Source organism: Sphingobium sp. GW456-12-10-14-TSB1 (assembly GCF_059424385.1).
Window position 1 is genome coordinate 26,503 of sequence record NZ_JBWKZI010000003.1, and the last position, 25,768, is coordinate 52,270.

The 25,768-nt window shown below is 64.8% G+C and carries 24 protein-coding genes and 2 pseudogenes; 13 read left to right on the forward strand and 13 right to left on the reverse strand.

Annotation, left to right across the window (positions count from 1 at the left end):
• Positions 1 to 106 precede the first annotated feature (106 nt).
• The 5 genes and pseudogenes from AC07X9_RS22560 to AC07X9_RS22580 all read right to left on the reverse strand — a co-directional run.
• Positions 107 to 682: pseudogene (locus tag AC07X9_RS22560) on the reverse strand (Tn3 family transposase); the annotation flags it as partial.
• Between the two features lie 57 nt (positions 683 to 739).
• Complete coding sequence (locus AC07X9_RS22565; RefSeq protein ID WP_014072601.1) at positions 740 to 3,709, reverse strand: Tn3 family transposase; 2,970 nt, start codon at positions 3,707 to 3,709, stop codon at positions 740 to 742.
• 91 nt (positions 3,710 to 3,800) lie between these two features.
• Complete coding sequence (gene merA, locus AC07X9_RS22570; RefSeq protein WP_046765853.1) at positions 3,801 to 5,219, reverse strand: mercury(II) reductase; 1,419 nt, start codon at positions 5,217 to 5,219, stop codon at positions 3,801 to 3,803.
• A gap of 37 nt (positions 5,220 to 5,256) precedes the next feature.
• Positions 5,257 to 5,586: a heavy-metal-associated domain-containing protein gene (locus tag AC07X9_RS22575; RefSeq protein WP_004213249.1), complete on the reverse strand. Its 330-nt coding sequence runs from the start codon at positions 5,584 to 5,586 to the stop codon at positions 5,257 to 5,259.
• A 12-nt stretch (positions 5,587 to 5,598) separates the two neighbouring features.
• Positions 5,599 to 5,994 carry a mercuric transporter MerT family protein gene (locus tag AC07X9_RS22580; protein ID WP_014072602.1) on the reverse strand — a complete coding sequence of 132 codons (396 nt, stop codon included), beginning with the start codon at positions 5,992 to 5,994 and terminating at the stop codon, positions 5,599 to 5,601.
• 76 nt (positions 5,995 to 6,070) lie between these two features.
• Between AC07X9_RS22580 and AC07X9_RS22585 the strand changes: the two genes are divergently transcribed.
• Positions 6,071 to 6,493 (forward strand): MerR family transcriptional regulator, encoded by a 423-nt coding sequence (locus tag AC07X9_RS22585; RefSeq protein ID WP_014072603.1) that lies wholly within the window; start codon positions 6,071 to 6,073, stop codon positions 6,491 to 6,493.
• 170 nt (positions 6,494 to 6,663) lie between these two features.
• Positions 6,664 to 7,224: a recombinase family protein gene (locus tag AC07X9_RS22590; RefSeq protein ID WP_004213255.1), complete on the forward strand. Its 561-nt coding sequence runs from the start codon at positions 6,664 to 6,666 to the stop codon at positions 7,222 to 7,224.
• Positions 7,225 to 7,285: 61 nt separating this feature from the next.
• Here the strand turns inward: AC07X9_RS22590 and AC07X9_RS22595 are convergent.
• Positions 7,286 to 9,558 (reverse strand): annotated as a pseudogene (locus AC07X9_RS22595) (Tn3 family transposase); the annotation flags it as partial.
• A 125-nt stretch (positions 9,559 to 9,683) separates the two neighbouring features.
• Between AC07X9_RS22595 and AC07X9_RS22600 the strand changes: the two are divergent.
• Complete coding sequence (locus tag AC07X9_RS22600; RefSeq protein WP_008832583.1) at positions 9,684 to 10,304, forward strand: recombinase family protein; 621 nt, start codon at positions 9,684 to 9,686, stop codon at positions 10,302 to 10,304.
• Positions 10,301 to 10,831, forward strand: a complete 531-nt coding sequence (locus AC07X9_RS22605) for a GNAT family N-acetyltransferase (RefSeq protein ID WP_007686150.1) — start codon at positions 10,301 to 10,303, stop codon at positions 10,829 to 10,831. The genes AC07X9_RS22600 and AC07X9_RS22605 overlap by 4 nt, the downstream gene beginning before the upstream one ends.
• A 66-nt stretch (positions 10,832 to 10,897) precedes the next feature.
• Here the strand turns inward: AC07X9_RS22605 and AC07X9_RS22610 are convergent, their stop codons facing one another.
• The 7 genes from AC07X9_RS22610 to AC07X9_RS22640 all read right to left on the reverse strand — a co-directional run bounded on the left by AC07X9_RS22610 (position 10,898) and on the right by AC07X9_RS22640 (position 19,493).
• On the reverse strand, positions 10,898 to 12,193 hold the full coding sequence (locus AC07X9_RS22610) for a type II restriction enzyme NmeDI-related protein (RefSeq protein ID WP_021247421.1): 1,296 nt from the start codon (positions 12,191 to 12,193) through the stop codon (positions 10,898 to 10,900).
• Positions 12,194 to 12,441: 248 nt separating this feature from the next.
• On the reverse strand, positions 12,442 to 12,846 hold the full coding sequence (locus AC07X9_RS22615; protein WP_037462736.1) for a copper-binding protein: 405 nt from the start codon (positions 12,844 to 12,846) through the stop codon (positions 12,442 to 12,444).
• Positions 12,843 to 15,986, reverse strand: coding sequence for an efflux RND transporter permease subunit (locus AC07X9_RS22620; RefSeq protein ID WP_025549154.1), 3,144 nt, complete (start codon positions 15,984 to 15,986; stop codon positions 12,843 to 12,845). The genes AC07X9_RS22615 and AC07X9_RS22620 overlap by 4 nt, the downstream gene beginning before the upstream one ends.
• Positions 15,983 to 17,473: an efflux RND transporter periplasmic adaptor subunit gene (locus tag AC07X9_RS22625; protein WP_021243085.1), complete on the reverse strand. Its 1,491-nt coding sequence runs from the start codon at positions 17,471 to 17,473 to the stop codon at positions 15,983 to 15,985. Before AC07X9_RS22625 ends, AC07X9_RS22620 begins: the two co-directional genes overlap by 4 nt.
• Entirely contained in the window at positions 17,470 to 18,732 is a 1,263-nt protein-coding gene (locus AC07X9_RS22630; protein WP_013039107.1) for a TolC family protein, read from the reverse strand. The genes AC07X9_RS22625 and AC07X9_RS22630 overlap by 4 nt, the downstream gene beginning before the upstream one ends.
• Positions 18,733 to 18,795: 63 nt before the next feature.
• Positions 18,796 to 19,053 carry a hypothetical protein gene (locus AC07X9_RS22635; protein ID WP_007683334.1) on the reverse strand — a complete coding sequence of 86 codons (258 nt, stop codon included), beginning with the start codon at positions 19,051 to 19,053 and terminating at the stop codon, positions 18,796 to 18,798.
• Between the two features lie 77 nt (positions 19,054 to 19,130).
• Positions 19,131 to 19,493 carry a hypothetical protein gene (locus AC07X9_RS22640; protein ID WP_007406428.1) on the reverse strand — a complete coding sequence of 121 codons (363 nt, stop codon included), beginning with the start codon at positions 19,491 to 19,493 and terminating at the stop codon, positions 19,131 to 19,133.
• A 261-nt stretch (positions 19,494 to 19,754) separates the two neighbouring features.
• Here AC07X9_RS22640 and AC07X9_RS22645 point away from each other — a divergent pair, with 261 nt between their 5' ends.
• The 9 genes from AC07X9_RS22645 (at position 19,755) to AC07X9_RS22685 (ending at position 25,577) form a co-directional block, all read left to right on the forward strand.
• Positions 19,755 to 20,093: a hypothetical protein gene (locus tag AC07X9_RS22645; protein WP_007406371.1), complete on the forward strand. Its 339-nt coding sequence runs from the start codon at positions 19,755 to 19,757 to the stop codon at positions 20,091 to 20,093.
• A 140-nt stretch (positions 20,094 to 20,233) separates the two neighbouring features.
• Positions 20,234 to 20,713, forward strand: coding sequence for a heavy metal-responsive transcriptional regulator (locus AC07X9_RS22650; RefSeq protein ID WP_007406417.1), 480 nt, complete (start codon positions 20,234 to 20,236; stop codon positions 20,711 to 20,713).
• On the forward strand, positions 20,710 to 20,931 hold the full coding sequence (locus AC07X9_RS22655; RefSeq protein ID WP_007406426.1) for a hypothetical protein: 222 nt from the start codon (positions 20,710 to 20,712) through the stop codon (positions 20,929 to 20,931). The genes AC07X9_RS22650 and AC07X9_RS22655 overlap by 4 nt, the downstream gene beginning before the upstream one ends.
• Positions 20,932 to 20,990: 59 nt before the next feature.
• Entirely contained in the window at positions 20,991 to 21,311 is a 321-nt protein-coding gene (locus tag AC07X9_RS22660; RefSeq protein WP_007406382.1) for a hypothetical protein, read from the forward strand.
• Positions 21,312 to 21,334: 23 nt separating this feature from the next.
• The gene (locus AC07X9_RS22665; RefSeq protein WP_030089529.1) at positions 21,335 to 23,245 is read left to right on the forward strand and encodes a 2Fe-2S iron-sulfur cluster-binding protein; all 1,911 of its coding nucleotides are present in this window, start codon (positions 21,335 to 21,337) and stop codon (positions 23,243 to 23,245) included.
• Positions 23,245 to 23,973: a hypothetical protein gene (locus AC07X9_RS22670; protein ID WP_007406424.1), complete on the forward strand. Its 729-nt coding sequence runs from the start codon at positions 23,245 to 23,247 to the stop codon at positions 23,971 to 23,973. Before AC07X9_RS22665 ends, AC07X9_RS22670 begins: the two co-directional genes overlap by 1 nt.
• Positions 23,970 to 24,692 (forward strand): hypothetical protein, encoded by a 723-nt coding sequence (locus tag AC07X9_RS22675; RefSeq protein WP_007406380.1) that lies wholly within the window; start codon positions 23,970 to 23,972, stop codon positions 24,690 to 24,692. Before AC07X9_RS22670 ends, AC07X9_RS22675 begins: the two co-directional genes overlap by 4 nt.
• Entirely contained in the window at positions 24,679 to 25,122 is a 444-nt protein-coding gene (locus tag AC07X9_RS22680; protein WP_007406411.1) for a DUF1622 domain-containing protein, read from the forward strand. Before AC07X9_RS22675 ends, AC07X9_RS22680 begins: the two co-directional genes overlap by 14 nt.
• A gap of 14 nt (positions 25,123 to 25,136) precedes the next feature.
• On the forward strand, positions 25,137 to 25,577 hold the full coding sequence (locus tag AC07X9_RS22685; RefSeq protein WP_015449267.1) for a four-helix bundle copper-binding protein: 441 nt from the start codon (positions 25,137 to 25,139) through the stop codon (positions 25,575 to 25,577).
• Positions 25,578 to 25,768 lie beyond the last annotated feature (191 nt).

The window sequence follows — 25,768 nt, forward strand, 5'->3', positions numbered from 1 at the left end:
GAGATTCCGCCGCGCTTCTCAATCGTAGGGGGCGTTTGCGGGAGGGGGCGGAATCCTACGCTAAGGATTTGGGCCAGCGATATTCCCCGGTTAGATTGATGTGTTCCTATCCCAACGGCGAGACGTGGGCGAGTAGATCAGGCGCGATATGGGTACCGCTGGCGGCCCGGGTATTGACGACCTCGCCGAGCTTCATGGTGTTCCAGAATATGATGATGGCGGCGAGCAGGTTCATTCCGGCGATGCGATAGTGCTGGCCTTCGCCGGATCGATCCCGGATTTCACCTCGGCGGTGGAAGCTGATGGCGCGCTTTAGGGCGTGGTGGGCCTCACCCTTGTTGAGGCCGATCTGAGCCTGGCGCTGGAGGCCGGCATCAAGAATCCAGTCGATCATGAACAGGGTTCGCTCGATGCGGCCCACCTCTCGCAATGCGAGGGCCAGCTCATTCTGGCGCGGGTAAGAGGCGAGCTTGCGAAGAATCTGGCTGGGGGCGACGATCCCCGCTGCGATCGTCGCCATGATGCGCAGGATGTCGGGCCAGTTGCGCTCGATGAGCGGTTCATTGATCTTACCTCCGACCAGCGCTCGCACATTGGCCGGCGTCGCGTTGGGCGTGAAGGCATAGAGTCTTTTCTGAGGGAGATCGCGGATACGGGGGGCGAACCTGTAGCCGAGCAAGGCGTCACCTCAAGGTTTGTTCGCCAGACAACGATTTCTCGGACATAAGCGGAACATGGGCTACGCTACACGCTTCAACCGCGCCATTGGCTCGTTGAGTGGGTGGAATTCACCTGCTGGAAGTCGCCTGGCCTGCTCCCAGAGGTAATCGCCGGTCAGACTGATGTGCGCCCAGCCCATCGGAGAAAGGTGCGCAAGCAGTGCCGCATCGAACGTCGTGCCGACAGCGTTGAGGTGCTGGGCGGCCCGGTCGAGATAGACCGTGTTCCAGTAGGAAATCGCCGCAATCAGCAGGTTCAGCCCAGATGCGCGAAATTCCTGATTTTCCAGCGAGCGATCGGTGAACCGACCCTGCCGGTTGGTATAGATGGCGGCGGCAAGCGTGTGCCTCGCCTCGCCTTTGTTGAGACCGGCCTGACAGGCACGTCGCAGTTCCGGTTGTTCAAGCCAATCGAGCGTGAACAAAGTGCGCTCGATACGGCCCAGTTCAGCCAATGCAAAATCCAGCCTGTTCTGGCGTTTGTAGGCGGCAAGTTTTCGCAAGATTACTGACGGCGCCACCGTGCCATCCTTGATTGAGGCGACAATCCTGACGATGTCATCCCAATCGGCCTCGATCGCTGCCGTTTTGATGGTGCGGCCCATCAGATTTTCGATGCCCTTGTATGTCGATGGCGCAGCGATCGAACCCAGCTTGCGGTCGCCAATATCGCGCAGCCGTGGCGCGAAGCGGAACCCGAGTAGGTGGCAGAGTGCGAAAACATGATCGGTGGCGCCGCCGGTATCGGTATAGTGCTCATGCAACGGAAGGTTGCCGGCGCCCAGGACAAGCCCGTCGAGCACGTAAGGCGCTTCACCTGCCGTCGCGGACATGATCCGTGATCCGAATGATGCGAAGTGATCGGAAAGGTGAGAATAGATTTTCACGCCAGGTTCGGCGCCATATTTGGCATTGACGTCCGCCGCCCCTGAACGGCTCCGCCCCGACCGGAAGAACTGGCCATCGGACGACGAACTGGTGCCAGCGCCCCAATGCCGCGCGAAGGGTAATTCGTGATGGGCTGAGATGATCATGGCCAGCGCGGCCTGATAGTTCTCGGGTGAAAGATACCAGTTGTGGGTCCATGCGAGTTGGGCATAGCTGACGCCTTCGCTGGCATTGGCCATCCGCTCCAGCCCGAGGTTGGTGCCATCAGCCAGAATTGCGGCGAGTACCGTGCTGGGGTTGTCGTGCTCCTTGCCTGAGCGCAGGTCACGGAATGCGTTCAAAAAACCAGTGCGTTCGGCGACTTCAAGCAGCAGCTCGGTGATGCGCACGCGGGGAAGCAGGGTATCGAGCTTGCGATCGAGGGCTTCAGCTTCCGGTGGGGTGACAGGCGGCATTTGCTGAAGCTTGAGCCGGTCTCGTTCGAGCGACACTCCCTCAAGCTTGTTTGTTTTCAACTGCTTGGCAAATCGGCGCAGCCGCCAGTCAAGATTTCGTGCCCGGTCAGCGAGGTAGGATGCAGCATTTGAATCGAACGGAAGCACATCCGCCACTTTGGCGGCGTCGCGCCGACCCAGCAAATAGGCATCGAAGCGCTGATAGTTGCGGGTTCCCTCGATCCATACATCACCGGCGCGCAAACGATCACGCAAGGTTGCCATGATCGCAATTTCATAACGTCGGCGGTCGATACGGCCGCTTTCGGTGATGAGACGCTTCCACTGCCGATTGGGGAATGGCAGTGGAACGCCATCGGGAAGGTCGCGCGACTTTCGTGTGTTCGCATCGCGAATGACATCGATGGCTTTGATCAGTGCCGTCCCTGTTCCAGACGCCTTGAAGGTGAAGGCGTCCAGAAATGCCGGGCTGAAACGCCGTAGCGTGGCGTAACGCTCGGTTGCCGTTACCAGTGCGTCCTCGCCGGCAAGATCAGCAAGGGCATCTACTTGGGCCTTTGCCGCAACAAGCCGGTGCCAGCCCACCGCTTCGTCAATCAATTCGAGCGGATCGCCGCCATTCTGGACAGCCTCATCAAGTGCTGTAATCGTGGCGCCAAACAGCCGCATGAGTTGCCCCACCGACTGAATACTATCTTGGTAGCGACGCTCGCGCCCACGCCGCGCGCGCGTGAACATGCCGCCGATAAGTCGGTCAAACATTTGGATCGCGGCATCGGCAAGTCTGGCCTCAAGGTCGATCACTGCGGCCGTCAACGTCGCCCGCCTGCGATTGACGCTGTAATCCGAAAGCAGGAATGCCGGTGCCACGCCGCCCTCGCGGACAAATTGGGCAAAGCGGAATTCCGGAATGGCGCCCCCAACTACCGGGTGGATACCTATGCCGCGAACATAGCGCAGGCGCTCAAGCAAGCCATTGATATTGGCCGCAGTCGGGGCTTCTTCGAAATTACGCAACCACGCCAGCGGTGTCATGCCGAAATCCGGGTTGTTGATTACGAGTTCGTCTAGCCGTGTCAGTTCAGCAGAGCTGAGGCCTTCGACGATTGCGGCTGCGGCAGCTTTGCGTGCGCGTGCCCGGCCAGCAAGACCGGCGCGTTCCAGTGTGTCGCCTGACGGAAGAATGAACCGCTCACCCTTCAGGCCAACCATGAGGGCGCGAACAATCGGTTCACCTCTGTCTGTATACTCGGCGGCTTGCGCGGCAAGATTCAGGGCAAGTGCCAGGTCGCCGCGTCGAAACGGGCGTATGCCAAGATAACGCGCCACGAGATCGGCATGATCGGTACGGGTTTGCGCGCGCTGACCATATGCAGAGAAGGAGGAAGGATCGACGAATAACTGTGCCGCGAGGTACTGAAGAATGACGTCGGGAAGCCCGATCTCGGGTTGCAGACCAAAGCCGGGATGTCGCATCAAAGCGATTTGTGCAGCCAGACCGAGGCGATTTGCTGGACCATAGCGGCGCCCAACCAATTCAACATCTTCCGCAGAAAGGGTATAATGCCCAATGATCGCGGTTTCTTGGACAGGAGGATCGAACAGGCGCCGGCGCTCGTCTCCGGTCAGAAGTCGGCGTCGTGCCATTTTGCTCTCCCGCTGAGGCGAATAACAAAATTGACACCAAAGCGGCTTGCACTGGAGGGAGGCCATTCGTTGCCGGTTGATCCCCGAGCAATCACCCGGCGCAGCAAGACAGTTTGGCGACATCCTTATCAAACGTTTGGGCCGCCAGTTTGAGGCCTTCCACAGTGGTCAGGTAAGGAAATATCGTTGCACCCAATTCCAGGGTGGTCATGCCGTGTTTGATCGCCAGCACCAGTGTCTGGATCGAATCCGCGCCTTCGGGTGCCATGATCTGGCCGCCCAGCAAACGGTCGTTCGCCTTGTCGGCAATCAGTTTGATGAGACCCCGCGTATCGCGTGCTGCCAGTGCCCTTGGCACAGCATCGAGCGGGAGCAGCGAAACCTTGATGTCCAGGCCTTGCGCCCGTGCTGTCGTTTCAGTGAGGCCGGCGCTGGCGACTTGCGGGTCGGTGAAGACGACGGATGGCATGGAGGAATTGTCGTAGCGGTATTGGTTGCCCGTCACCGCGTTGCGCGCGGCCAGTTTTGCGCCATAGGCGGCCATGTAGACGAACTGGTCCCGTCCCGTTACATCGCCCGCCGCGTAAATGCCTGGAACCGACGTTTCGAGGTGGTCATCGACGACGATTCCACCATTACGGGCAAGCACTATGCCGCGCTCCTCCAGCCCAAGCCCGTCGCTATTGGGTCGGCGTCCGGTGGCGATGAGCACCTGTTCCGCCGCGACGGTGTCACAATGCCCCTCGCAGGTCAATTCGACCCCGCTCTGTGTTTGGGCGATACGCTGATAGCCGACACCTGCGCAAACCCGCACGCCCTCGGCTTCCAAATAGTTTTTCAGCGCGGCACTCACTTCCGGGTCCATTTCGGGGAGCAGGCGGCTTCGGCAGCAGATGGTGACATCAACGCCCAGACGCGAAAACATCTGTCCCAGTTCTACCCCGATCACCCCGCCACCGATCACCAGCAGCGATTTGGGCAAGCGATCCAGCGCCAGCGCCGATGTGCTGGTTAGGTAGGGCACGCTGTCCATCCCCGGAATCGGCGGCACGGCGGCGTGCGCACCCATCACCAATATGACCTTGCCGACCTTCATGGGCGCATCGCCGACAATCAGCGCACCATCGGCAAAGCGTGCCTTGCCCTCGATATAGCTCACACCGTCATAGGCGGGCAGCAGATCGACATATTTTTTTTGGCGCAGCGTCGTGACAAGATCGTCCTTCGACGCCGCCAATACGGACCAGTCATCCATCTGGACAGCGCCCCCAAGGCCGGGAAAGCGCGCGGCGGCAAGCCCACCATGCACCGCTTCGGCGGCGCGGATCAGCGTCTTGGAAGGAACGCAGCCAACATTGACACAGGTGCCGCCAATCGTGCCGTGACCGACGAGCGCCACTTTCGCGCCCAGATCGGCAGCGGCGATCGCGGCGGAGAACCCGGCAGAACCCGCGCCGATGACGGCCACGTCAAATCCTTCCTGCCCGGGGCGGTTGCAACAGTCGTTCATTGCTTATCGCTTTCTTGAGGCGCTGGCGGCGCCCCGCTCAGTTTTGAATAGCGCGCGCCGGATAACCCGCGTTGGTTGATGCAGCGGCAATCGCAGCAGCATTGGTGCGGCGCGGGTTATAGGTTGCGCGCGCGGTCTTGGCTGCGAAATCGACCGTGACCGCCGTTACCCCGGCGACGCCTTCCATCGCCTTCTTCACGGTGATCGGGCAGGTGGCGCAGGTCATGTTCTCTATGGCAAAGGTGGTTTGCTTCTGAGCGGTTGCGGTAGCCGCGGGGCGATCTTGCGCCGTGCCACTAACTGCATAGGCGACCCCGCCGCCAGCCATAGCCAGCACGGCCATAGCGATACATACTGTCTTTTTCATGGGTATTTCCTTTCAATAGAACCAGGGTGCCCACCAGTCGATGGTGAGCGCCAGGATGGCGACGGCAAGGCCCAGCCACAGCACCGCCTTGGTGGTCCAAGCCGATTGTGGACGAGCGCAGTAGGAACCGTCTTCACAGGGCGGTTTCGGCTTGAAATAGACATGCCAGAAGCCGTAGCCGAGCAGCGCGAGCGTTACGCCTGCGACATAGGGCTTGTAAGGTTCGAGCGCCGTCAGGTTGGCGATCCACGCGCCGGAAATTCCGAGCATAACCAACAGTAGCGGGACGACGCAGCAAGCCGAGGCGAGCCCCGCGCCGATCAATGCGCCCGCCGCAACCCAGTTTGCCTGCTTCGGCTCGTGGTTTTCGGTGAGGGCTGGCTGTCCCGCTTCCGGCGTTGAGACCATGGCTTGAATCCCTTGTTCCAACTGAGTGATTCGCAGTGTAGGCTCTGTAGCCACTACAGACTCAAGAGGTATTTTCATGGAGCAACAGGTCGGCATCTTGCGTGCCCAGCTTGCCCGGAAAACAGGCTGCAATCTCGAAACCATCCGCTATTACGAGAAGGTGGGATTGCTGCCGGGGCCGCCTCGCAGTTCCAACGGCTACCGCGTCTATTCGCCGGAACTGGTGCAAAGGTTGCAGTTCATCCTGCGCGCGCGCGACCTTGGCTATGCAATGGATGAGATACGGTCATTGTTGTCGCTCACCGATACCGGTGCACAAACCTGCGCGGAGGTTATGGCGAGAACCGAACTCCACCTTGAAGATGTCCGCCGCCGCATTGCAGATTTGCAGAAGATAGAGGTGACGCTGGCGACCACGTTAGCCAGATGCACTGGAGATGACGTTGCCGAATGTCCCATCCTGGAAGCACTCCAGTTTTTACCCCATCAAGGCAATTGACGCCATCTTTGAGGGATTTGATTTTGTGATGTCAGCTTGGAGTATAGCCTAACCGGACGTCAGGGCGCTACCGCGGTTTCTGTCAGATTAGGGTACTAAACGGAATTTGTTGACGAATGTCGTTGCGTATCATAGATTTCAACCTGACATTTTGATGGAGAGAGTGCGCAGTGAAGGGGCAACGGATCGGCTATGTCCGGGTCAGCACGTTCGATCAGAATGTGGATCGCCAATTGGAAGGTCAGTCGCTCGATCGGACCTTCACCGACAAGGCATCGGGCAAGGACGTCAACCGCCCCCAGCTTGAGGCTCTGCTCACTTTCGCCCGCGAAGGCGATACCGTCGTCGTCCACAGCATGGATCGGTTGGCCCGCAATCTGGATGACCTGCGCAAGCTGGTCCAGGGCCTCACCAAGCGAGGTATCCGGATCGAGTTTGAGAAGGAAAGCCTGTCCTTCTCGGGGGAGGACTCCCCGATGGCCAATCTGATGCTCTCGGTCATGGGTGCGTTTGCTGAGTTCGAGCGCGCCCTGATCCGCGAACGGCAACGCGAAGGCATTGCGATCGCTCGGCAGCGCGGCGCCTATCGGGGGCGGAAACGGTCGCTCTCGGATGAGATGATTGCCGATCTGCACCGCCGCGTTGCCGCCGGTGAACGCAAGGCGACCATCGCGCGCGACATGGGCATCAGCCGCGAAACCCTCTACCAGTACCTTCGCGCCGCTGCCTGACACCAATGTTCACATTATGTCCGGAAAATCGTTGTTCAGCGTACAAAGCTTGAGGTGACGCCAGCAAGGCGCAGGCGGCGAACACATGATCGGTGAAGCCGCCCGTGTCGGCAAAATGCTGGCGAACGCGGCGGCCCGCGTCATTCATGAGCAGCCCGTCCAGGATATAGGGAGCCTCGCTGACCGTTGCCGGGATCACCTGGGTTGCGAACGGCGCATATTGATCGGACACATGGCTGTATCCCTTGAGGCCCGGGACGTTGCCATATTTCGCGTTGATCAGATTCATCGCCTCGCCCTGCTCGTTAGCAAGGAAGAACTGCCCGTCGCTGGATGCCGATTGCCCTTGTCCCCAGAAGGCGGCCATGGGCAGGGCGGCGTGGGCCTCCACGATCATGGCGAGCGCCCGATCATAGGCGCTGCCTTCGACATGCCAGCGCGCGATCCGCAGCAATTCCCAGAAGCTGTGCGTGTTGGTCGCCGCCGCCATCTTGCGCAAACCGAGATTGACGCCTTCCGCCAGCAACACGTTCATCAGGCCGATCCGGTCGCTGCAGGGCGCGCCGGTGCGCAGATGCGTGAACGCCTCGGAAAATCCGGTTCGCTCATCGACTTCCAGCAACAGATCGGTGATCCTCGCGGGCGGGAGCTGTTGATAGAGATCGAGCACGAGATCCTCGGCCCTTCGGGCGTGTCGGCCCTCAGCTTGTCGATGTGCAGCTTGCCGTTCTCGATGATGCCGCCTGGGATCGTGCCGGTTCGCGCCGCGCGGCCAAACTCCTTCAGCCGTGTATCCAGTCGAGCCCTGCGCTCGGCCAGCCATTCGCCGGGTCGCAGCGGCTCGGCGAGCCGCGCGGTCTGCTCTATCGCCTGTGGCGGGACCAGAAGCTGCTTGAGGTCGCCATAGCGGCGCGATCCCGCCAACCATATGTCACCGGACCGGAAGGCGTCGCGGATGTGGAACAGCACCGCGATTTCCCAAAGCCGGTGGTCGCCGCTGGGCTCAGCGCGAAGATGACGATGCCATTTCGAGTTGGGACGTAGAAAATCCACCGGCGGATCGACCTTGATCCCGTTACGCAGCATCGCAACGGCCGCCAGAAGAGGCGTGGCGATCGGCGCCGCCTGCATGTCGAGCAGGCGCAGCATCCTGGGCGCGTAGAGGCGGAAACGGTGATAGCCGTCCAGCACACGGCTGAGCGGGTCGGCCGCGAGCACGTTGGTCAGCGCGGAGGCCGTGGCGACAAGGGTTCTGAACCGTTCCCAGCCAGGCCCGGTGGCGATTATCCCGTCCAGGGCCGTGCCATCGTCCTGCGCTCCAAGCAAAGCACCACCGATTTCGGCAAAGGACTTCAGCGTGTCCCGAACGGCCGCCTTTTCGTCGGCGATCCTGGTGTTGCAAAGGCGTTCGGAGGCCCGATAGAGACGGCCTACGATGCGATCGTGGGTCTCCACGATGACATCGGCCAGCGATGACCGCCATTCCAGGGTGCAGACAGCGAGGATCGCAAGCCGCCTGTCTTCGGGCAGATCACGCATGCCGTCGGCGTAATAGCGCTCGCCCTGCCGGCGAAGCCGGGTCACACGATGCGCCGGCACGCCGTCCAGCAAATCCGCCGGAAGATCGAACCTTTGAAGATATTCCAGTCGATCCATCAGCCGGTTAGCGGCTGCTGAATTTGCGCCAACCTCGAACTGTCGCAGCCATACGAAGCGCGTGACGCGACCATCCACCGTATCCTCCAACAGGTGAGCCAAATTCTCGCTCAGGGTTGGCGTGATGCGATGGGCGATAAGATCCTCGATCCGGCGCTCGGCCTCAACCAGCGCATCGGCGCAAAGGCGCTCGATCGTCGAGGAGCCGGGAAGGATCGTGCGGGTGCGGCGACACTCCGCAACGAAGCGACGGGCAAGATCCTCATTCGATGTCGCCGCCTCGGCTTCCCGAGCGATCCATTCGCGCAAATCCCGTGCGCCCCGCCCCGAAAAGGAGCGATAGCCGTAGATTCGGCGAAGGTCCGCCAGATGCTCGTGCCGGGTCTCCTCGCGCGCGGCATAGAGGAGTAGATCGTCGCTGGTCAGGCCGAGCTGGGCCGCGATGAAATCCGATACCTGCGCCGGGATCAACTCGCCAGGAGCGAGCACCCGGCCCGGGTAGCGCAGGACGCACAGTTGCAGCGCGAAGCCAAAACGATTGTGGGCGCGCCGGCGCTGGCGGATATGCCCGAGATCCTCATCGCTGAGGGTATAGTGCCGCAGCAGCTCACCTTGATCGACCGGCAAGTGAAGCAGCGCCTCGCGCTGTCGATCGGTCAGGGTCACGCGACGCGGCATACATGCTCCTTATTCTTTCCGAGCTACGGTTTGAGATAGCTTGATTGAGATGCTGGTTAAGATACACAATAGCCCAATCTTATGTGCTCATGTTCGTCACCGCCTCAAACCTTCGTTTGTGATCCATGCTGATCGGCTACGCCCGCGTGTCCAAAGCCGACGGCTCGCAGTCGCTCGACCTGCAGCACGATGCCCTTCGCGCTGCCGGTGTCGAGCCAGGCAATATCTATGATGATCGTGCATCCGGTAGCCGTGATGATCGCCCCGGTCTTGCCGCCTGCCTGAAATCGTTGCGCGACGGCGATGTCCTCATCGTTTGGAAGCTCGACCGGCTCGGCCGAACGCTCACCCACCTGGTCAGCACGGTGCAGAATCTGTCGGATCGCGGTATCGGTCTGCGGGTGCTCACCGGCAAGGGCGCGCAGATCGACACCACGACGCCATCGGGCCGGATGGTGTTCGGCATTTTTGCCACACTGGCGGAGTTTGAGCGGGATATGATCCGCGAGCGCACCATGGCTGGCCTGGCCGCTGCCCGCGCGCGGGGACGCAAGGGTGGCCGCAAGTTCGCCCTCTCCAAGGCCCAGGTGCGGCTCGCTCAGGCTGCTATGGCCCAACGCGACACGTCCGTTTCCGACCTCTGCAAGGAACTCGGGATCGAGCGCGTCACTCTCTACCGCTATGTCGGTCCCAACGGGGAACTCCGGGATTACGGTCAGCGCGTGCTTGCTGCCAAAACGCGATGATGATGACGGGAGCCCCGATCAAACTTACCCAAGCGGACGCCGCAGACGTTGCAGACCTGTACAACCGTTGCAGCGACTATTTCCTGTTGCAGGACGGGGCCGCGCCCACGCTGGACGATGCTCGCGAGCTTTTCTCCGATGTGCCGCCCGAAAAGAGCGCCCACAATCAAGCTGTCCTGGGATGGAAGGGGCCTGGCGGCCTATATGCAATCGCGGCCATCCTCCGCGATTATCCGCGTGATGGCACATGGTATCTCGGCTTCATGATCGTAGATGCCGCACAGCGTGGTCGTGGCGTCGGACGCTCAATTTACTCGACGGTCGAAAGCTGGGCCGCTGCGAGAGGTGCCACAGAGATTCGGTTGGCCGTGCTGGAAGCGAATGAAGCGGCAGAGCGATTTTGGCGTTCTCTCGGCTTCATTGAGTATCGGCGCGTTGGGCCAGACACCTTCAAAATGCGTAGCCATCGCCGGATAGAACTGAGCCGTCGCCTTTCTGGCGCGACCGTAGAAGGCAGCAACAAGTAAGATCTCGCGCCGGCTATCTGGGCGAGCTTGGCGTAGGATTCCGCCCCCTCCCGCAAACGCCCCCTTTCAGGGAAGGGGGCTTGAGATCGCCTTGATGGCCTTCAATCCCGTTCCAAAACGAGCGATCGCGTCCCTGTTTCTCTCCAGCTCGCCATAGGGCAGATAGGCGAAGTCGAGATCGGCAATACGGCTGAAAGCCGGGCGACGGAGTTGCGCGCGAACGTCCTGCTCGCGCGCATTCGGTGCGACCAGGAATAGCCCGGCGGCAGCGTGCAGATCGCTCCCCGACAGCGCCAGATCGAGCATGCGCACGATCCCCGAGTAGATCGAGGTCGAATGTTCAACCTCGAACGCGGCGGCGACGCCGTCGCCACCCTTCGCCAGCCACAACACGTCGATGAGGCGGATCGAGTCCGCTCCGGGAGAGGTCGCAATGGCGTCTGGAAGGCGCTCGAGGCATCCCTGTCCAAGCGGGCAGCCAGCGTGAAGTCGACCGCGGTCATTGGCGGCGATCCACACATCGTAACCGAGGGCATGGCCGAGGTCGCGCAGCCAGGCCTGGATTTCGGCGTGCGTGCGATCGGTTTCGCCCTGCGCGGCGGCTGTCTTGTCGAGCCGGCTTGCCTCCGCTCTGGCATGTTCCAATCTGCCGAGCCAGTCGTCGGCCGCCGTTGCGTCATCCTCCAGCGGTGGCGCGGGATAGCGGCCCGAGCCAATGTCGAACAACAGTCCGCCGATCGCGCCGAGATCGTTGGAGAGCAACTCGCGGTAACGGTCGTTGAGGTCGAGGATGCCGGCGCGCATGGCGAGAAAATGATCCCATGACCCGAGCTTCACCTTGGCGCCGGTGACGGCATTGTAGCCCTTGACGATCGCGGTATTGAAGGGCGGCACCAGCGTCGGGTGAAGGAAATAGAGCAGGTTGGCCGCCGCCGGCCCCAGCCCCTTGATCTTGAGCGCGTCTATGCTGCGGATGTGGCTGATGATCTCCTCGGCGGTATCGCAGCACGAGCAATTGTCGAGCAGGCGACCGAACGCCCGCTGATTGTCCGGGCTTTCGTAAATGTCGGGAATGCGCAGCTTGGGCTTCCACAGCCAGGCATGGTCGGCGCCCTTGAAGATCTGCCGCTGTTCGGCGATCGAGTGGACAACCGTTTCCAGTGACGAGCCGCGATAGGCGACGCCGAACCGCCCACTTTCGATTTCCACGACCACCTGCTGCAGCCCCCGACGGATGGAGCGGAAGTTTTTCAGGCGTTCGTCCCAAAGAAACCAGGAGCGATAGGTGGCGCCCGGATCGTCTCGCCAACGACGGACAAGCTCGCTCAAGAGATCATGATGTGTCGTGGGTAACAAGGTCATACTGGCTCGGTCATCCTGAACTGGCTCCTTGCCGCTCAGGCTATCGCGGGCAAGGGCGGCTTGCACGTTCAATGTGCGATCCGCGAAGCTTGCTCAAACTGCCTGTGATCGCGCAGGGAAACGCGGCTGGCGTTGGGCGTTGCCGATCGCATCCGTAGACCGGGCGCACGGCCAGGCAGACGGCCGGCAGGGGCGTCGCCGCCCCGGAGCGGCGACGCAACCAGCTTCTTTTGGTCGAACTTAGCGGATCATTGCTTTGTGATCGCGGTGACCTCGCCATCGCTGCCCTTGAGCGAGAGGTCGAAATCGACCTTGTCGCCGACCTTGACCGCATCGGTGATCGCGGGCGCCGCCTTGAACGCCATCGTCATCGCCGGCCACTTGGCTTCGGGGATCGGGCCGTGGTTGAGCGTGATCGTGCCCGCCGTCTTGTCGATCGCGGTGACGGTGCCATGGCCCTTGGCCTTGATTGCGGCGTTCGCGTCAGGCGCCATCGACATGTTGCCCATGTCGCCGCTCATGGTCGCGGCAGGCGCCGCCTGGTTGGTTTCGGTTGTAACCGGGGTCTCGCCCTTCTTGCCGCACGCGGCGGTCAGGACGGCAAGGCCGAGGGCGAGGGTCAGTCGTGCATGTCTCATAATCGTCTCCTTCATGATGAAGCGGGTTGATGGATGGGGTCGGTCTTCGGCCGGCGCAGCAGCAGATAGGCGGCGGGCAGGACGAACATCGACAGCAGCGGCGCGCTCAGCATGCCGCCGATCATCGGCGCCGCGATCCGGCTCATCACCTCCGAGCCCGCGCCCGATCCCAGCAGGATCGGCAGCAGGCCGGCGAGGATCACCGCGACCGTCATCGCCTTGGGCCGGACGCGCAGCAGCGCGCCTTCGCGCACCGCGGCCTTCACCTCGGCGGCGTCCGGATTAGCCGTGCGCTCGGCCAGCGCATTCTTGAGATAGATCAGCATCACCACCCCGAACTCGGCGGAGACGCCGGCGAGCGCGATGAACCCGACCCCGGTGGCAACCGACTGGTTGAACCCCAGCAGATAGAGCGTCCAGATGCCGCCGGTCAGCGCGAACGGCAGCGTGCCCATGATCAGCGCAGCCTCGTCGAAGCGGCCGAAGATGAGGTAGAGCAGCACGAAGATGATCAGCAGCGTCGCGGGCACGACCAGCTTCAAGCGGTCGACCGCGCGCTCGAGATATTCGAACTGGCCCGAATAGGCGATGCTGACCCCCGGCGAGAGCCGAACCTGTCTCGCCACCGCGCGTTGCAGATCGCCAACCACCGAGGCGAGATCGCGCCCGCGCACATCGACATAGACCCAGGTCGAGGGCCGGGCATTCTCGGTCTTGAGCATCGGCGGCCCTTCGGCGATCGTGACATTGGCGACCGTGCCGAGGGTGATCTGCTGGCCCGCGGGCGTCAGGATCGGTAGCCCCCGCAGCCCGTCGAGGCTGTCGCGCAATTCGCGCGGATAGCGCACGCTGATCGGATAGCGGGCGAGGCCCTCGACCGTCTCGCCGATCGTCTCGCCGCCGATCGCGCCCGAGACGATGGCCTGCACGTCGGCGATGTTGAGTCCGAACCGCGCAGCGGCGGCGCGGTCGATGTCGACATCGACATAGCGTCCGCCGGTCAGCCGCTCGGCGAGCGCCGAGCTGACGCCCGGCACGGTCCTGGCCACGGTCTCGACATCATGGGCGATGCGGTCGAGCTCGGCGAGATCACTGCCCGACACCTTGACCCCGATCGGGCTCTTGATGCCCGTCGCGAGCATGTCGATGCGGTTGCGGATCGGCGGCACCCAGATATTGGCGAGCCCCGGAAGCCTCACCCGGCGATCGAGCTCGTCGATCAGCTTCTCGGGCGTCATGCCTGGTCGCCACTGGTCGCGGGGCTTGAACTGGATCGTCGTCTCGAACATCTCGAGCGGGGCGGGGTCGGTCGCGGTCTCGGCACGCCCCGCCTTGCCGAACACGCTTTCGACCTCGGGCACCGTCCTGATCAGCCGGTCGGTCTGCTGGAGCAGTTCGCTCGCCTTGGCGGCCGAGAGACCGGGCAGGGCCGAGGGCATGTAGAGCAGGTCGCCCTCGTCGAGGTTGGGCATGAATTCGCCGCCGAGCCGGCTGAGCGGCCAGGCCGTGGTCGCGAACACCAAAGCCGCGATCAGCAGCACGGTCTTGGGCCGCTTCATCGTCCAGTCGATCGCAGGCCGGTAGAGATCGGTCAGCCAGCGATTGACCGGATTGGCCTGCTCAGGCGGGATCCGCCCCCGGATCAGCCAGCCCATCAGGATCGGCACCAATGTCACCGACAGGATCGCGGCGGCGGCCATCGCATAGGTCTTGGTGAAGGCGAGCGGCGCGAACAGCCGGCCCTCCTGCGCCTCCAGTGTAAACACCGGGATGAACGACAGCGTGATGATCAGCAGGCTGAAGAACAGCGCCGGCCCGACCTCGGCCGCCGCCTCGGTGACGAGGATCCAGCGCGTCTCGCCGTCGAGATGCGTGCCCGGATGGTCCTGCTCCCAGCGCTCGATCTTCTTGTGGGCGTTCTCGATCATGACCACGGCCGCATCGACCATGGCACCGATCGCGATGGCGATGCCGCCGAGCGACATGATGTTGGCGTTGACGCCCTGGTAGCGCATCACGACGAAGGCGGCGAGCACGCCCAAGGGAAGGGTGAGGATCGCGACGAGCGCCGAGCGGACATGCCAGAGGAAGAGCGCACAGACCAGGGCCACGACGACGAACTCCTCGACCAGCTTGTGGGTGAGGTTCTCGACAGCACGGTCGATCAGCTGCGAGCGGTCATAGACCGTCACCACCTCGACGCCCGGCGGCAGGCTCCTCTTGAGGTCCGCGAGCTTGTCCTTGACCGCCGCGATCGTCTCCCGCGCATTCTTGCCCGAGCGCAGGATCACGACCCCGCCTGCGACCTCGCCTTCACCGTTCAGCTCGGCGATGCCGCGCCGCATCTCGGGGCCGATCTGGATCGTGGCGACGTCGCCGAGGCGGATCGGCACGCCGCCGGCCGCCGTCTTCAGCGGGATCGCGCGGAAATCGTCGAGCGTCTTCAGATAGCCTGAGGCGCGCACCATATATTCGGCTTCGGCCAGCTCGAGCACCGACCCGCCCGCTTCTTGATTGGCCTGCCGGATCGCCTCGACCGCCTGGGCGTGGGTCACCCCGTAGGCCGCGAGCTTCACCGGATCGAGCAGTATCTGATACTGCTTGACCATGCCGCCGATGCTGGCGACCTCGGCGACGCCGGTCACGGTCTTGAGCTCATAGCGCAGGAACCAGTCCTGCAGACCGCGCAGCTGCGACAGGTCATGCCGGCCGGTGCGGTCGACCAGCGCATATTCATAGACCCAGCCAACCCCGGTCGCGTCGGGCCCGAGCGCGCTGCGCGCGCTCGCCGGCAGGCGCCCCTGCACCTGGTTCAGATATTCGAGCACGCGGCTGCGCGCCCAATAGAGATCGGTGCCGTCCTCGAAGATCACATAGACGAAGCTGTCGCCGAAGAAGGAATAGCCGCGCACCGTCTTGGCGCCTGGCACCGACAGCATGGTGGTGGTGAGCGGATAGGTGACCTGGTTTTCGACGATCTGCGGCGCCTGACCCGGGTAGCTGGTACGAATGACGACCTGCACGTCGGACAGATCGGGGAGGGCGTCGATCGGGGTGGATCGTACCGCCCAGAGGCCCGCGCCGACCAGCGCCAGCATGCCGATCAGAACGAAGAAGCGGTTCTTGACCGACCAGCGGATGAGATGGGCGATCATCGGCCCGCCACCTTCGCCATACGCCGCAGCGTCGGTCCCGCCGGGGGCCGGTCGAACCCGAACCGAACCCGGTCGCCCGCCTTGAAGCCGCGCGCGATGCCCGGATCGGCGAGCGCGAAGGTCATCGTCATCGCGGGCCAGTCGAGCGCGGGGACCGGTTCGTGGCTGAGCGTCACCGCATTGGCCGTGAGCCGCTCGATCTTGCCCGTCGTCTCGTACAGCGTGGCTTTCGACCTCGGCGCGGCGATGGTCGCCGATGCCGCACCGCCGCCGATCGGCCGCGCCTCGATTCCCGACAGGCTCGCCTCGGAGTCGATCAGGAACTGCCCCGAGGCGACGACTTTCTCGCCGGGCGACAGGCCGGCAAGGATCTCGGTTTCACCGCCCGCCTCGCGGCCGATGCGGACCTCGGCGGGATGATAGCGCCCGTCGCCTGCGGCGAGCATGACGAGCGTGCGCTTGCCCGTGCGGATCACCGCCTCGCTCGGCACCAGCAGCGCCGGCTTGGCATCGCCGCCAAGCACGACGCTGGCGAACATGCCCGGCCGTAACCGCCCGTCCCGGTTGGGCAGCTCGATCCGCACGGTGAGCGTGCGGCTGTCGGCCTGCGTCGTCGGCAGGATCGCGATCACCCGGCCGGCGAAGCGCTCGCCGGGGAAGCTCGCCAGCGTGGCGCTGGCATTCTGGCCGACCCGGACATCGCCCGCGCGCGCTTCGGGCACCGCGGCATTGAGCCAGACGGTGCCGAGCCCGCTTACCTGGGCGAGCGTCTGGCCCATGGCGAGCGTCACGCCGGCACGGGCGTCGAGCGTCTGGATCGTGCCCGAGATCGGCGTCGTGATGGTCACCACGCCGTTCGGCCGACCGCTCCGCTCGACGCTGGCGATGAGGCCGTCGGACATGCCCATCAGCCGCAGCCGCTGGCGCGCGGCCGCGGTGAGATCGGGCTTGCCGAGCCGCCTGACGCTCAGATATTCGGTCTGCGCGCCGCCCCATTCGGGCAGGAGCAGGTCCGCGATCGGCGCGCCGGCGCGGACCACGTCCCCGGGCGCTCGCGCATAGACGCGGCTCACGAACCCGCCCGAACGCGCCTGGATGACGGCGACGTCGCGCTGGTTGAAGTCGATCGTGCCGGTGACCTCGAGGGCCGAGGCAAGGCTGCCCATCTTCGCCGCGACGACCCGCAATCCCAGGCTCTGCCGCGCGGCGGGATCGACGGCGACCGTGGGGGCCGCGCCGGCGCTTCCTCCGTCCGCGTATCGCGGCACGAGCTGCATATCCATGAAGGGCGACTTGCCGGGCTTGTCGAACTTCTGGTTGGGGAACATCGGATCGTACCAGTAAAGGACTTTGCCTGCCCCGGCGGGCGTGGTCGCCTCCGATTGCGGTGCCTGGCGATGGCCAGCCCAATAGCCTGTGCCGCCGGCCAGCAGCGCGACAGCCAGGATCGATGCGCCCCAGCGCAGCGCGGATTTATCGAGCGTCATGGCCGCTCCTCCCCATAGGTGATAGTGATGCGGACCGCGTCGCGCGCGACGTCGGCTTCGCGGTTGAGCGCCTCGACCTCGGCCTCCGCGAGCCCGAGCGTCGTGAGCAGCGCGGCGCCAAGGTCGAGCTTGCCGGCGCCATAGCTGTCGCGGTCGAGCTCGGCGCGGTGCCTGGCGAGTGGCACCAGCGTCTCGCGGGCATTGCGCAACCGGGAGAGATGCATGGCATGGTCTGCGAGATCGGCGTCGAGCTGCGCCACCAGCTCGCGGCGGATCGCCTCGCGGTCGAACCGACCCCCTTGCGCAAGGCTCTCGCTTGCAGCGATCCTGGGGTTCTGGCGCTTGCCGGCGAACAGCGGCAGGTCGATCGACACGCCGACCGAGGCCATGTCGCCGTACATGGGATCGCGCCGGCCATAGGTGACGCCGACCTTCCAGTCGGGGCGCTTGTCGGCGCGCGCGAGACGCACGTCCGCTTCGGCGACTGCGATCCGCGCGTCCTGCGCGCGCAGGGCGGGAAGCGCATCGATCCCGGCCCGCAGCCGGATCGGATCGACATCGAGCATCGGCGGGTCGCCCGTCGCCTGCGGGTCGGGGTCGCCGGTATAGCGCGCGAGCCGGGCCCGCGCCTGCGCCACCACCGCAGCCATCTCGGCGCGGCGATCGGCGATGGCGGCGCGGAGCTGGTCGGGCTCGAGCGCCTGGCTCGGGCGCGCGCTGCCCGACGCCAGGCGTGCGGTCACGGTCTTCTGCAGGTCGTCGAGGCTGGCATCGAGCAGGTCGAGCTGCCGGAGCCGGCGTTCTCCATAATAGAGATCGACCCAGGCGAGGGCGGTCTCGAGCCGCACGTTGCGGCCTTCGACCAGCTCGCCCGCCTCGGCGATACCGATATCGGCCGCGGCGCGCGCGGCGCGTGCATGGCGCTTGGCGAGATTGGGGAAGGTCTGGCTGAACCCGATCGTCGCCATGGTGAAATCGTCGCGCGTGAAGCTGCCGGCATTGGGGCCGCTCACCGGGAAGTTCTGCAGGCCCAGGTCGAGCGTCGGATCGGGCAGGCGATCGGCCGCGACCGCCGAAGAGCGGGCGCCGGCTGTCGCCGCCGCGCGCGCCTTGAGGCTTGGCGCGTTGGCGGCAGCGAGCCTCACTGCCTGCTCGTAGGTGAGCGGGCCGGCCGACACCGGCACGGCCCAGGCGCTCGCAAGCGTCGCACCGATAGAGAGCAACAGGCGTCGCACAGCGCGCCTCGGCATCATGATCATGGATATCATCCCCTCATGACAGAGGCGGCGCGCCAAGATGTGACGCGCCGCTCCGGAGCGGGTTTAGCCCTTGTCCGACCTGACTGCGCCGCGCATGCAGTCGGCGGCGCTTGCCTGCATCATCGCGCAATCGCAGCTGGCCATGTCCCGGCTGTCGGGCACCCATATGCGGACACGCGCAGGGCCAGTCGCCCGCGGACCATATTGCGGCGCCGACCGCCATTCCCAATGGCCTTGCGGCGTGCGGCTCGCGTCGGTTGCAAGCGCAGGCGCGGCGAGACTGAGGGCCGCCACAAGGGCGGCCGGAAGCAGTTTGATCATCACGAAAACCTTTGACTGAAAAGAAGGAAACCGGGCGCGCACGCATCGATCGATGCGCGCAGCCCGTGCTCGTTCAATCAGGCAAGGCTGGTGGGAGGATCCGGCTCGGGCGCAACCGCCTTGCCGGTCAATATCGTGTCGGTCGTCCAGAAGCTGGGCGCGTCGTAGAGACGCGCAGGCGCAACGCCGCCTGCCAGGTCCGCTGCGACCAGCGGGATCACGCACCCCATCGCGGCGATGCAATCGAGCGTCAGGCCCTTGCAGGGCTTTTCGCTGGGCGCAGGCTGCTGCTTGGCCATCATCGCCATGCAGTCCGCATCCATGCCCTTGGCCAGCGGCGCGCCTGCCGCCTGCGGCACGCTGTGCGCGGCCGCCATCTGGGCTCCGAAGAGACCGGACAGCGCTCCGATGACGAGCAGGAGGGCGAGCAGGCGTTTCACGGGCCTCGATATCTAGCGGGTTTCGCGGGCGCAGCCAACCAAAGTCTCGCGCCGCGCGGATTTTGAAGTGCTGACGGCTGATTCCGTCAACTCCGCGTCAATAAAGATCCGGCCCGGGGAAGAAGATCGGCTGCGGCCTCTACGTATATCGAGGCTGGACCCGGGACCGTAGTCCCAAGCCTGAAGAGACGCTCTTCCCCTCGGCAAAGTCCGGGCGGTGGCTTACCATCCAAGGAGGTGAATATGGTCAGAAAAACTCTCATGGTCGCGCTTGCCGGCATTTCGATGCTTGCTGCCGTCCCCGCTATGGCCCAGGGCATCGGGCACAGCCTGTTCATGCGCGGCTCGATCGTCGACACGGGCAGCAACGGCACGGTCGTCTGCATCGGCAAGGCCGATGGCGCCGAGGTCGGCCAGAAGCTCGAGGTCTATCGCGTCGTGACCCATCCGGGTCCGTCCAAGGGCGTGGCGCCGACCTATCACCGCCAGCTCGTCGGCCATGTGACGATCGACCATATCTTTGACGATCACTTCGCGCACGTGTCCGTCGCCGACGGCACGCCTGCCAGGCACGACATCGTCGAGCTTCGCAAGAACTGACAAGCCGGTGGCCCGGCGGCACGGGCTGCCCTGCGACGCGTCGGGGCAGCGGGCCGCCGGCGACGAGGAGACCGTTCGGGGTCAAAGCGAAACCGCTTGACCCTGGACCATGGTCCAACCGGCATGATCGAGCGGATGACATGGGCAATTTCAAGATCGGCGAACTGGCCGCGGCCGCAGGCGTGGGGCGGGATACGATCCGCTATTATGAGCGGATGGGCCTGCTGCGCGAGCCCGCGCGCACGGCAGCGGGCTACAGGCTCTACGACGCGACCGACCTCGAGCGCGTCAATTTCATCCGCTCGGCGCAGGAGCTTGGTTTCACACTCGAACAGGCCCGGCAGCTGCTGGCGCTCAGGGCGTCGGACACCGCGCATGCCCAGGCCGTGCTCGATATCACGCTTGCCAAGATCGCGGACGCCGAAGCCCGGCTCGAGCGCCTGTCGGATATCCGCGACATGCTGCGGATGCTCGCCGACGAATGCCCGGGCGAAGTGCCGGTCTCCGATTGCCCGATCCTCGCCTTCCTGACGGCGCGGCGGAAAGACCAGCAGCATAACAAGAAACATCAGGCAGCGCAGGACGAACGATCACCACGAGCGAAAGGGGTTTTGTCATGAAGAAAATGCGTTTGATCGCCGTCCTCACGCCGGCGCTGCTTCTAGGCGCCTGTGTGACCACGCGGCCGACCTCGGCGCAGGTCGAGAGTTGCCGGGCGATGGAGGGCAATATGGGTCTCCAGACGCCGCATGATCATGGCGAGATGAAGGGGCAGGGGCGCAACCCGATGAACCTCTCGCACGACCGGTGTCTCCGGATTCTGCGCAGCGCGCAATGAGCCGGTCCGGACGCCAGGGATGGCGCCCGGACACAGTTTTCAAGCCAAGGAGCAAAGCCATGATCGACCATGCGAAGAAAGCCCTTCCACTTGTCGGCGGAAGCCTGTTGCTGGCGCTCGCGCTTTCGGGCTGCGACCGCCAGGCCGACCAGACGGTGCCGCCCGCGGCGAACAGCGTCGCCGCCACCCCGGTCCTGACCGACAGCGGCAACGCTGCAGACGCGGCGCCGATGGACGCGATGAGCAACCAGGCCGAGATGGAGCGGCATCACCGTCAGGCGATGGACCATGACGCGATGCGCGCCGGGGCCGGCAACCAGACCGCGCCGGCACCCGATCCCGCGCCGGGCAATGCGGCGATGCCGATGAAGGATATGTAGGCTCGCACACTAAGGGGATGAGGATGTCCAGGCGGATCAGCCTTCGACGCTTGAGCCTCGGCTGCGCAATCGCTCTCAGCCTGTCCGCGAGCGCGGGCGCGCAGGAGGGCGAGGATCATGCCGCGCATCATGGCGCAGGCATGCCGGCCGGCGGGGGCATGTCCGCACCGGCAGAGCCGGGGTCGTCGGACATGGCGAAGATGATGAACCCCATGATGGATCGCATGATCAATGGGGAAGGGGAGAATGAGCACGGCCACGAATCGCGCCGGACCGGCTTCATCTCGCAGCTGCTCGCCTTTCCCGCGCTTGACGAAGCGGCAAGGCAGCGGGTCGCTGCGCAGGCCGGCGAACGGGTAAGCACGGGTCTGGCGATGATCAACGCCGCCTCGGCCGACGGCGCGCGTGCGACCACGGTCTCGGCCCGGCTCGATGCGGCGCGGCGCCTGCGCGAGGGAACCGACCTGTTCCGCTCCGGCACCGCCGCGCAGGGCGCGATCGGGGGCTTGCAGCCGCCCCGGGAGGTCGGGCTTGCCTGGCTGCGCGATCAGCTCGACATCGACCAGGCCGCGCCCGGCCATGCCGATCACTGGTTCGGCATCTCGCCCTCGCACCTCCTTCTCATGCTGTTCCTGGGGCTGGTGAGCGCCACGCTTATCGCGCTGCAGATCTTCCGCCTGCGGCGGATCGGGGCGATCGCCGGCGGTGTCGCCACCGCCAAGGTTCCAGCAAAGCCGGAGCCGAAGGCTGCCCCTCCCGCTACCAGGGTTGCGCCCGCGCCTGCACCCGTTGCCGACAGCGCCGGGCTCGCGCCGAGCAATGCGGCCGCACCCGCTGGGGCGTCGCTGCGCAAGCCCAAAAGCTGGGCGGGGCAGCTGCGCGTGGTCCAGATCGTGCGAGAGACGCCGAGCGTGCTGACCTTCCGGCTCGCGGACCCGACCGCCGACCGGCTGCCGTTCGACTTCCTGCCGGGCCAGTTCCTGCAGGTCGAGGTAGAGCCCGAAGCGGGCAAGACCGCGCGCCGTTCCTACACGATCGCCTCTTCGCCGACCCAGCGGGCCTATGTCGAACTGACGGTCAAGCGCGAGGAGCAGGGCGTGGTCTCGCGATACCTGCACGACAAGGTCGTCGCCGACGATCTGCTGAAGGTCAGCGGACCGTTCGGCGCCTTCACCTTCACGGGAACGGATGCCCAGAGCATCGTGCTGATCGCGGGCGGGGTCGGCATCACCCCGATGATGTCGGTGCTGCGCTATCTCACCGACACCGCGTGGAAGGGTGATATCTTCTTCTTCTACGGCGCACGGTCGACCGAGGAATTCGTGTTCCGCGACGAGCTCGAGCGGCTCGAACGCCGTTTTCCCAACCTCCATGTCGTCGCCGCGATGCAGCGCGCGCCCGGCACCGTCTGGATGGGCCCCGAAGGGCCGATCACGCGCGAGATGATCCTGGCCGCGGTGCCGGAGATCGCGAGCCGGCGCATCCATATGTGCGGCCCGCCGGCGATGATGGGCGCGATGCGCGGCGTGCTGGCGGAACTCGGCGTCCCCGAAGCGCAGCTGCACACCGAGGCGTTCGGTCCGGCCTCGCTGCCGGCCGACCACGAGGATCTCGAGGTCAAGCCCGCGCCCCCGCCAGCGGATAAGCCGGCCCCGAGCGCCGAGGTGGCGCCGAGCACGGTGACCTTCTCCGTGTCGGGGGTGTCGGCGGCCTTGCCCGCGGACGAGACCGTGCTGGAGGCGGCCGAGGGCGCGGGCGTCGAGATCCCCTATGCATGCCGTGCGGGCACATGCGGCGCCTGCGTGGTCAAGCTGCTGCAGGGCGAAGTGACGATGGAGGTCGAATCCGGCCTTGCGCCCGCCGACAAGGCGCAAGGCTATGTGCTCGCGTGCCAGGCGAAGGGGACGGGCACGCCGCTCGTGGTCGAAGCCTGATGCGCGAACGCAGCGACATTGCCGTGGGCCTGCTGGTCGCGTTCCTGCTGCTGTTCCCGTTCGGCTATCTCGTGCATGTGTCGCCCCGCTTTCCGGGTAGCCTGGCCGGCGGGATCATCGGGATCGCAGCGCTCGTGCTGATGCTGCTGACGCTTCCTTATGTCGCGGCCAAGCACATCGCCTGGGTCGACAAGGCGCTCTCCCGGGTCGTCAGCAAGCCAACCCTGCTCGCCATCCACATCTATGCCGGCGTGCTGGCGCCGATCCTGGGTCTGGTCCACGCCGCGCACAAGCTCGAAAGCCCGGTCGGCCTGCTTCTGACCGTCCTCCTGCTGATGACGGTCATCACCGGCTTCATCGGCCGCTACCTGCTTGCCCAGCTTGGTCGGGCGCTGCGCGGACGCAGGTCAGAACTGGCCTCGCTTCGCGCCGCCTTCCTCGAGGAGCCGGCGGCGCCGACGCAGGCCGATACCGCAGCCCCGCCGCTGTCGGGCTGGAAGCGCTATCTGTTCGTCGCCGGGGATGCGTCCGCGGGCCAGCGCCCCCAGGACAAGGCGGGGATCGCCGCAGCGCTGGCCGATACCGAATTCGCGATCCGTGCCGAAGAGGCAACCAACACCCTGTTCGCGCGGTGGCGGTTCCTGCACATCCTGCTGGGCTGTCTCATCTTCGCGCTGCTCGCGCTCCACGTCGGCGCGGCGATCTATTACGGGCTGCGCTGGCTATGAGCTGGCAGCGTCTTTCCTACGCCGTCTTCATCGCAGCCCTGCTGGTGATGGTCGCCGCGGTCGCGATCCGGATGCGATCGGACGCGCCGAGGGATGCCGGCCTGGTGGCGCAGCTCGTCTCGCCCGGCCCGCTCTCGAGCGCGCACCAGTCCTTTGCCGGCCAATGCACGGCCTGCCACACGCCGGGCAAGGGCGTCGAAACCCGGACCTGTCTCACCTGCCATGCGGGCACCGATTTCGGGACGAAGCAGTCGACGCAGTTCCACGCGAAAGCGACGCAGTGCACCTCCTGCCACGTCGAACATGAGGGAGAGCGCGGCATCATCCGCATGGATCACGCCGCGTTGCTCGACATGGCGAAGTGGCGGCAGCCTTTGGCGGGCATGTCGACAAACACTCGAAGCCTGACCCCCGAGACCGCGCTCAATTGCGCGAGCTGCCATGCGTTCCGCGATCCGCACCAGGGCCTGTTCGGCACCGACTGCGCGAGCTGCCACAAGACCGACAGCTGGAAGATCGCCAATTACCGCCATCCATCGGTCAATTCGACGCAGTGCGCCGAGTGCCACAAGGCGCCGCCGAGTCACTTCATGGAGCATTTCAGCATGGTCTCGCAGCGCGCAGCCGGATCGAAGGCGCGCGTCGACCAATGCTATGCCTGTCACGCCACCGACAGCTTCAACAATATCCGCAAGCGAGGCTGGTATGATCACCATTGAGGCCGACTGGCTGAGCGCCTTCTTCCGGCTCGCGGTGATCGGCCTGGAACTGGCGGGCACGCTGACCATCCTGGTCGGCGCGGGGCTCGCAACCTTTCTGTTTGCGCGGCGGGCGAGGGCGGGCGACCGAACCGAGGCCTATAGCGCGTTCCGCTCGGCGCTCGGCCGCAGCATCCTGCTCGGCCTGGAATTTCTGGTCGCCGGCGACATCGTCAAGTCGCTGGTGATCAACCCAACGCTCGACGATCTCATCGTTCTGGCCGGGCTGGTGCTGGTGCGGACCTTCCTGAGCATCTCGCTCGGGGTCGAGATCAACGGCCACTGGCCCTGGGAGGAAACCCGGATGGCGCGGGAGAAGGCGCGTGCGGCGTCGGATGGGTCGCCTGCGACGGCTGAGGCCGCCGGATGCGGCACAGCGCTCAAGGGATAGCAGATGGGAGGTGCATGATGATCGAGAGACGCGAATTGCTGATGGCCGGCGCCGGCCTTGCCGCCGCCGGAACGCTGGCTGTGCCGGCGGCGGCGCAGCAGCATCGAATGGAAGGGATGGCGATGTCGATGACGGACTGCATCGACGATTGCGTGGCTTCGCACCGCATGTGCCTGGAAACCGCCGCTTGGCTGACGAAGCAAGGCGGCGCGTCAGCTACGGCGTCGCTGATCGCCATGCTGAACGACTGTGCGGAACTGTGCCAGGCGACCGCCAACTCGATGCTGCGGGAATCTGCCCTGCACCGCATCGTCTGCCGCGCCTGCGCCGACGCTTGCGAGCGCTGCGCCGAGGAATGCGGACGCCATAGCGCGGACCAGCGGATCGCGCGTTGCTCGGCCACCTGCAAGAAATGCGCGGCGAGCTGCCGAACGATGGCGGACATGTCGAGCTGAGCGGCGCGCTTCGCACGTGCCCCACATAGTCACGTTCAGGCCAGAGCCCCCGGTCACAGCTTGTGTGTCCGACAACTACGCCAGGACAGCGATCATGGCACGTGGCACAAAGTCCGAGTATCCGGCAACGGCGGAAATCATCGCACCCGCCATCGCCGGAGCCTTCCGTGCCGCCACCCGATAGTCGGGTA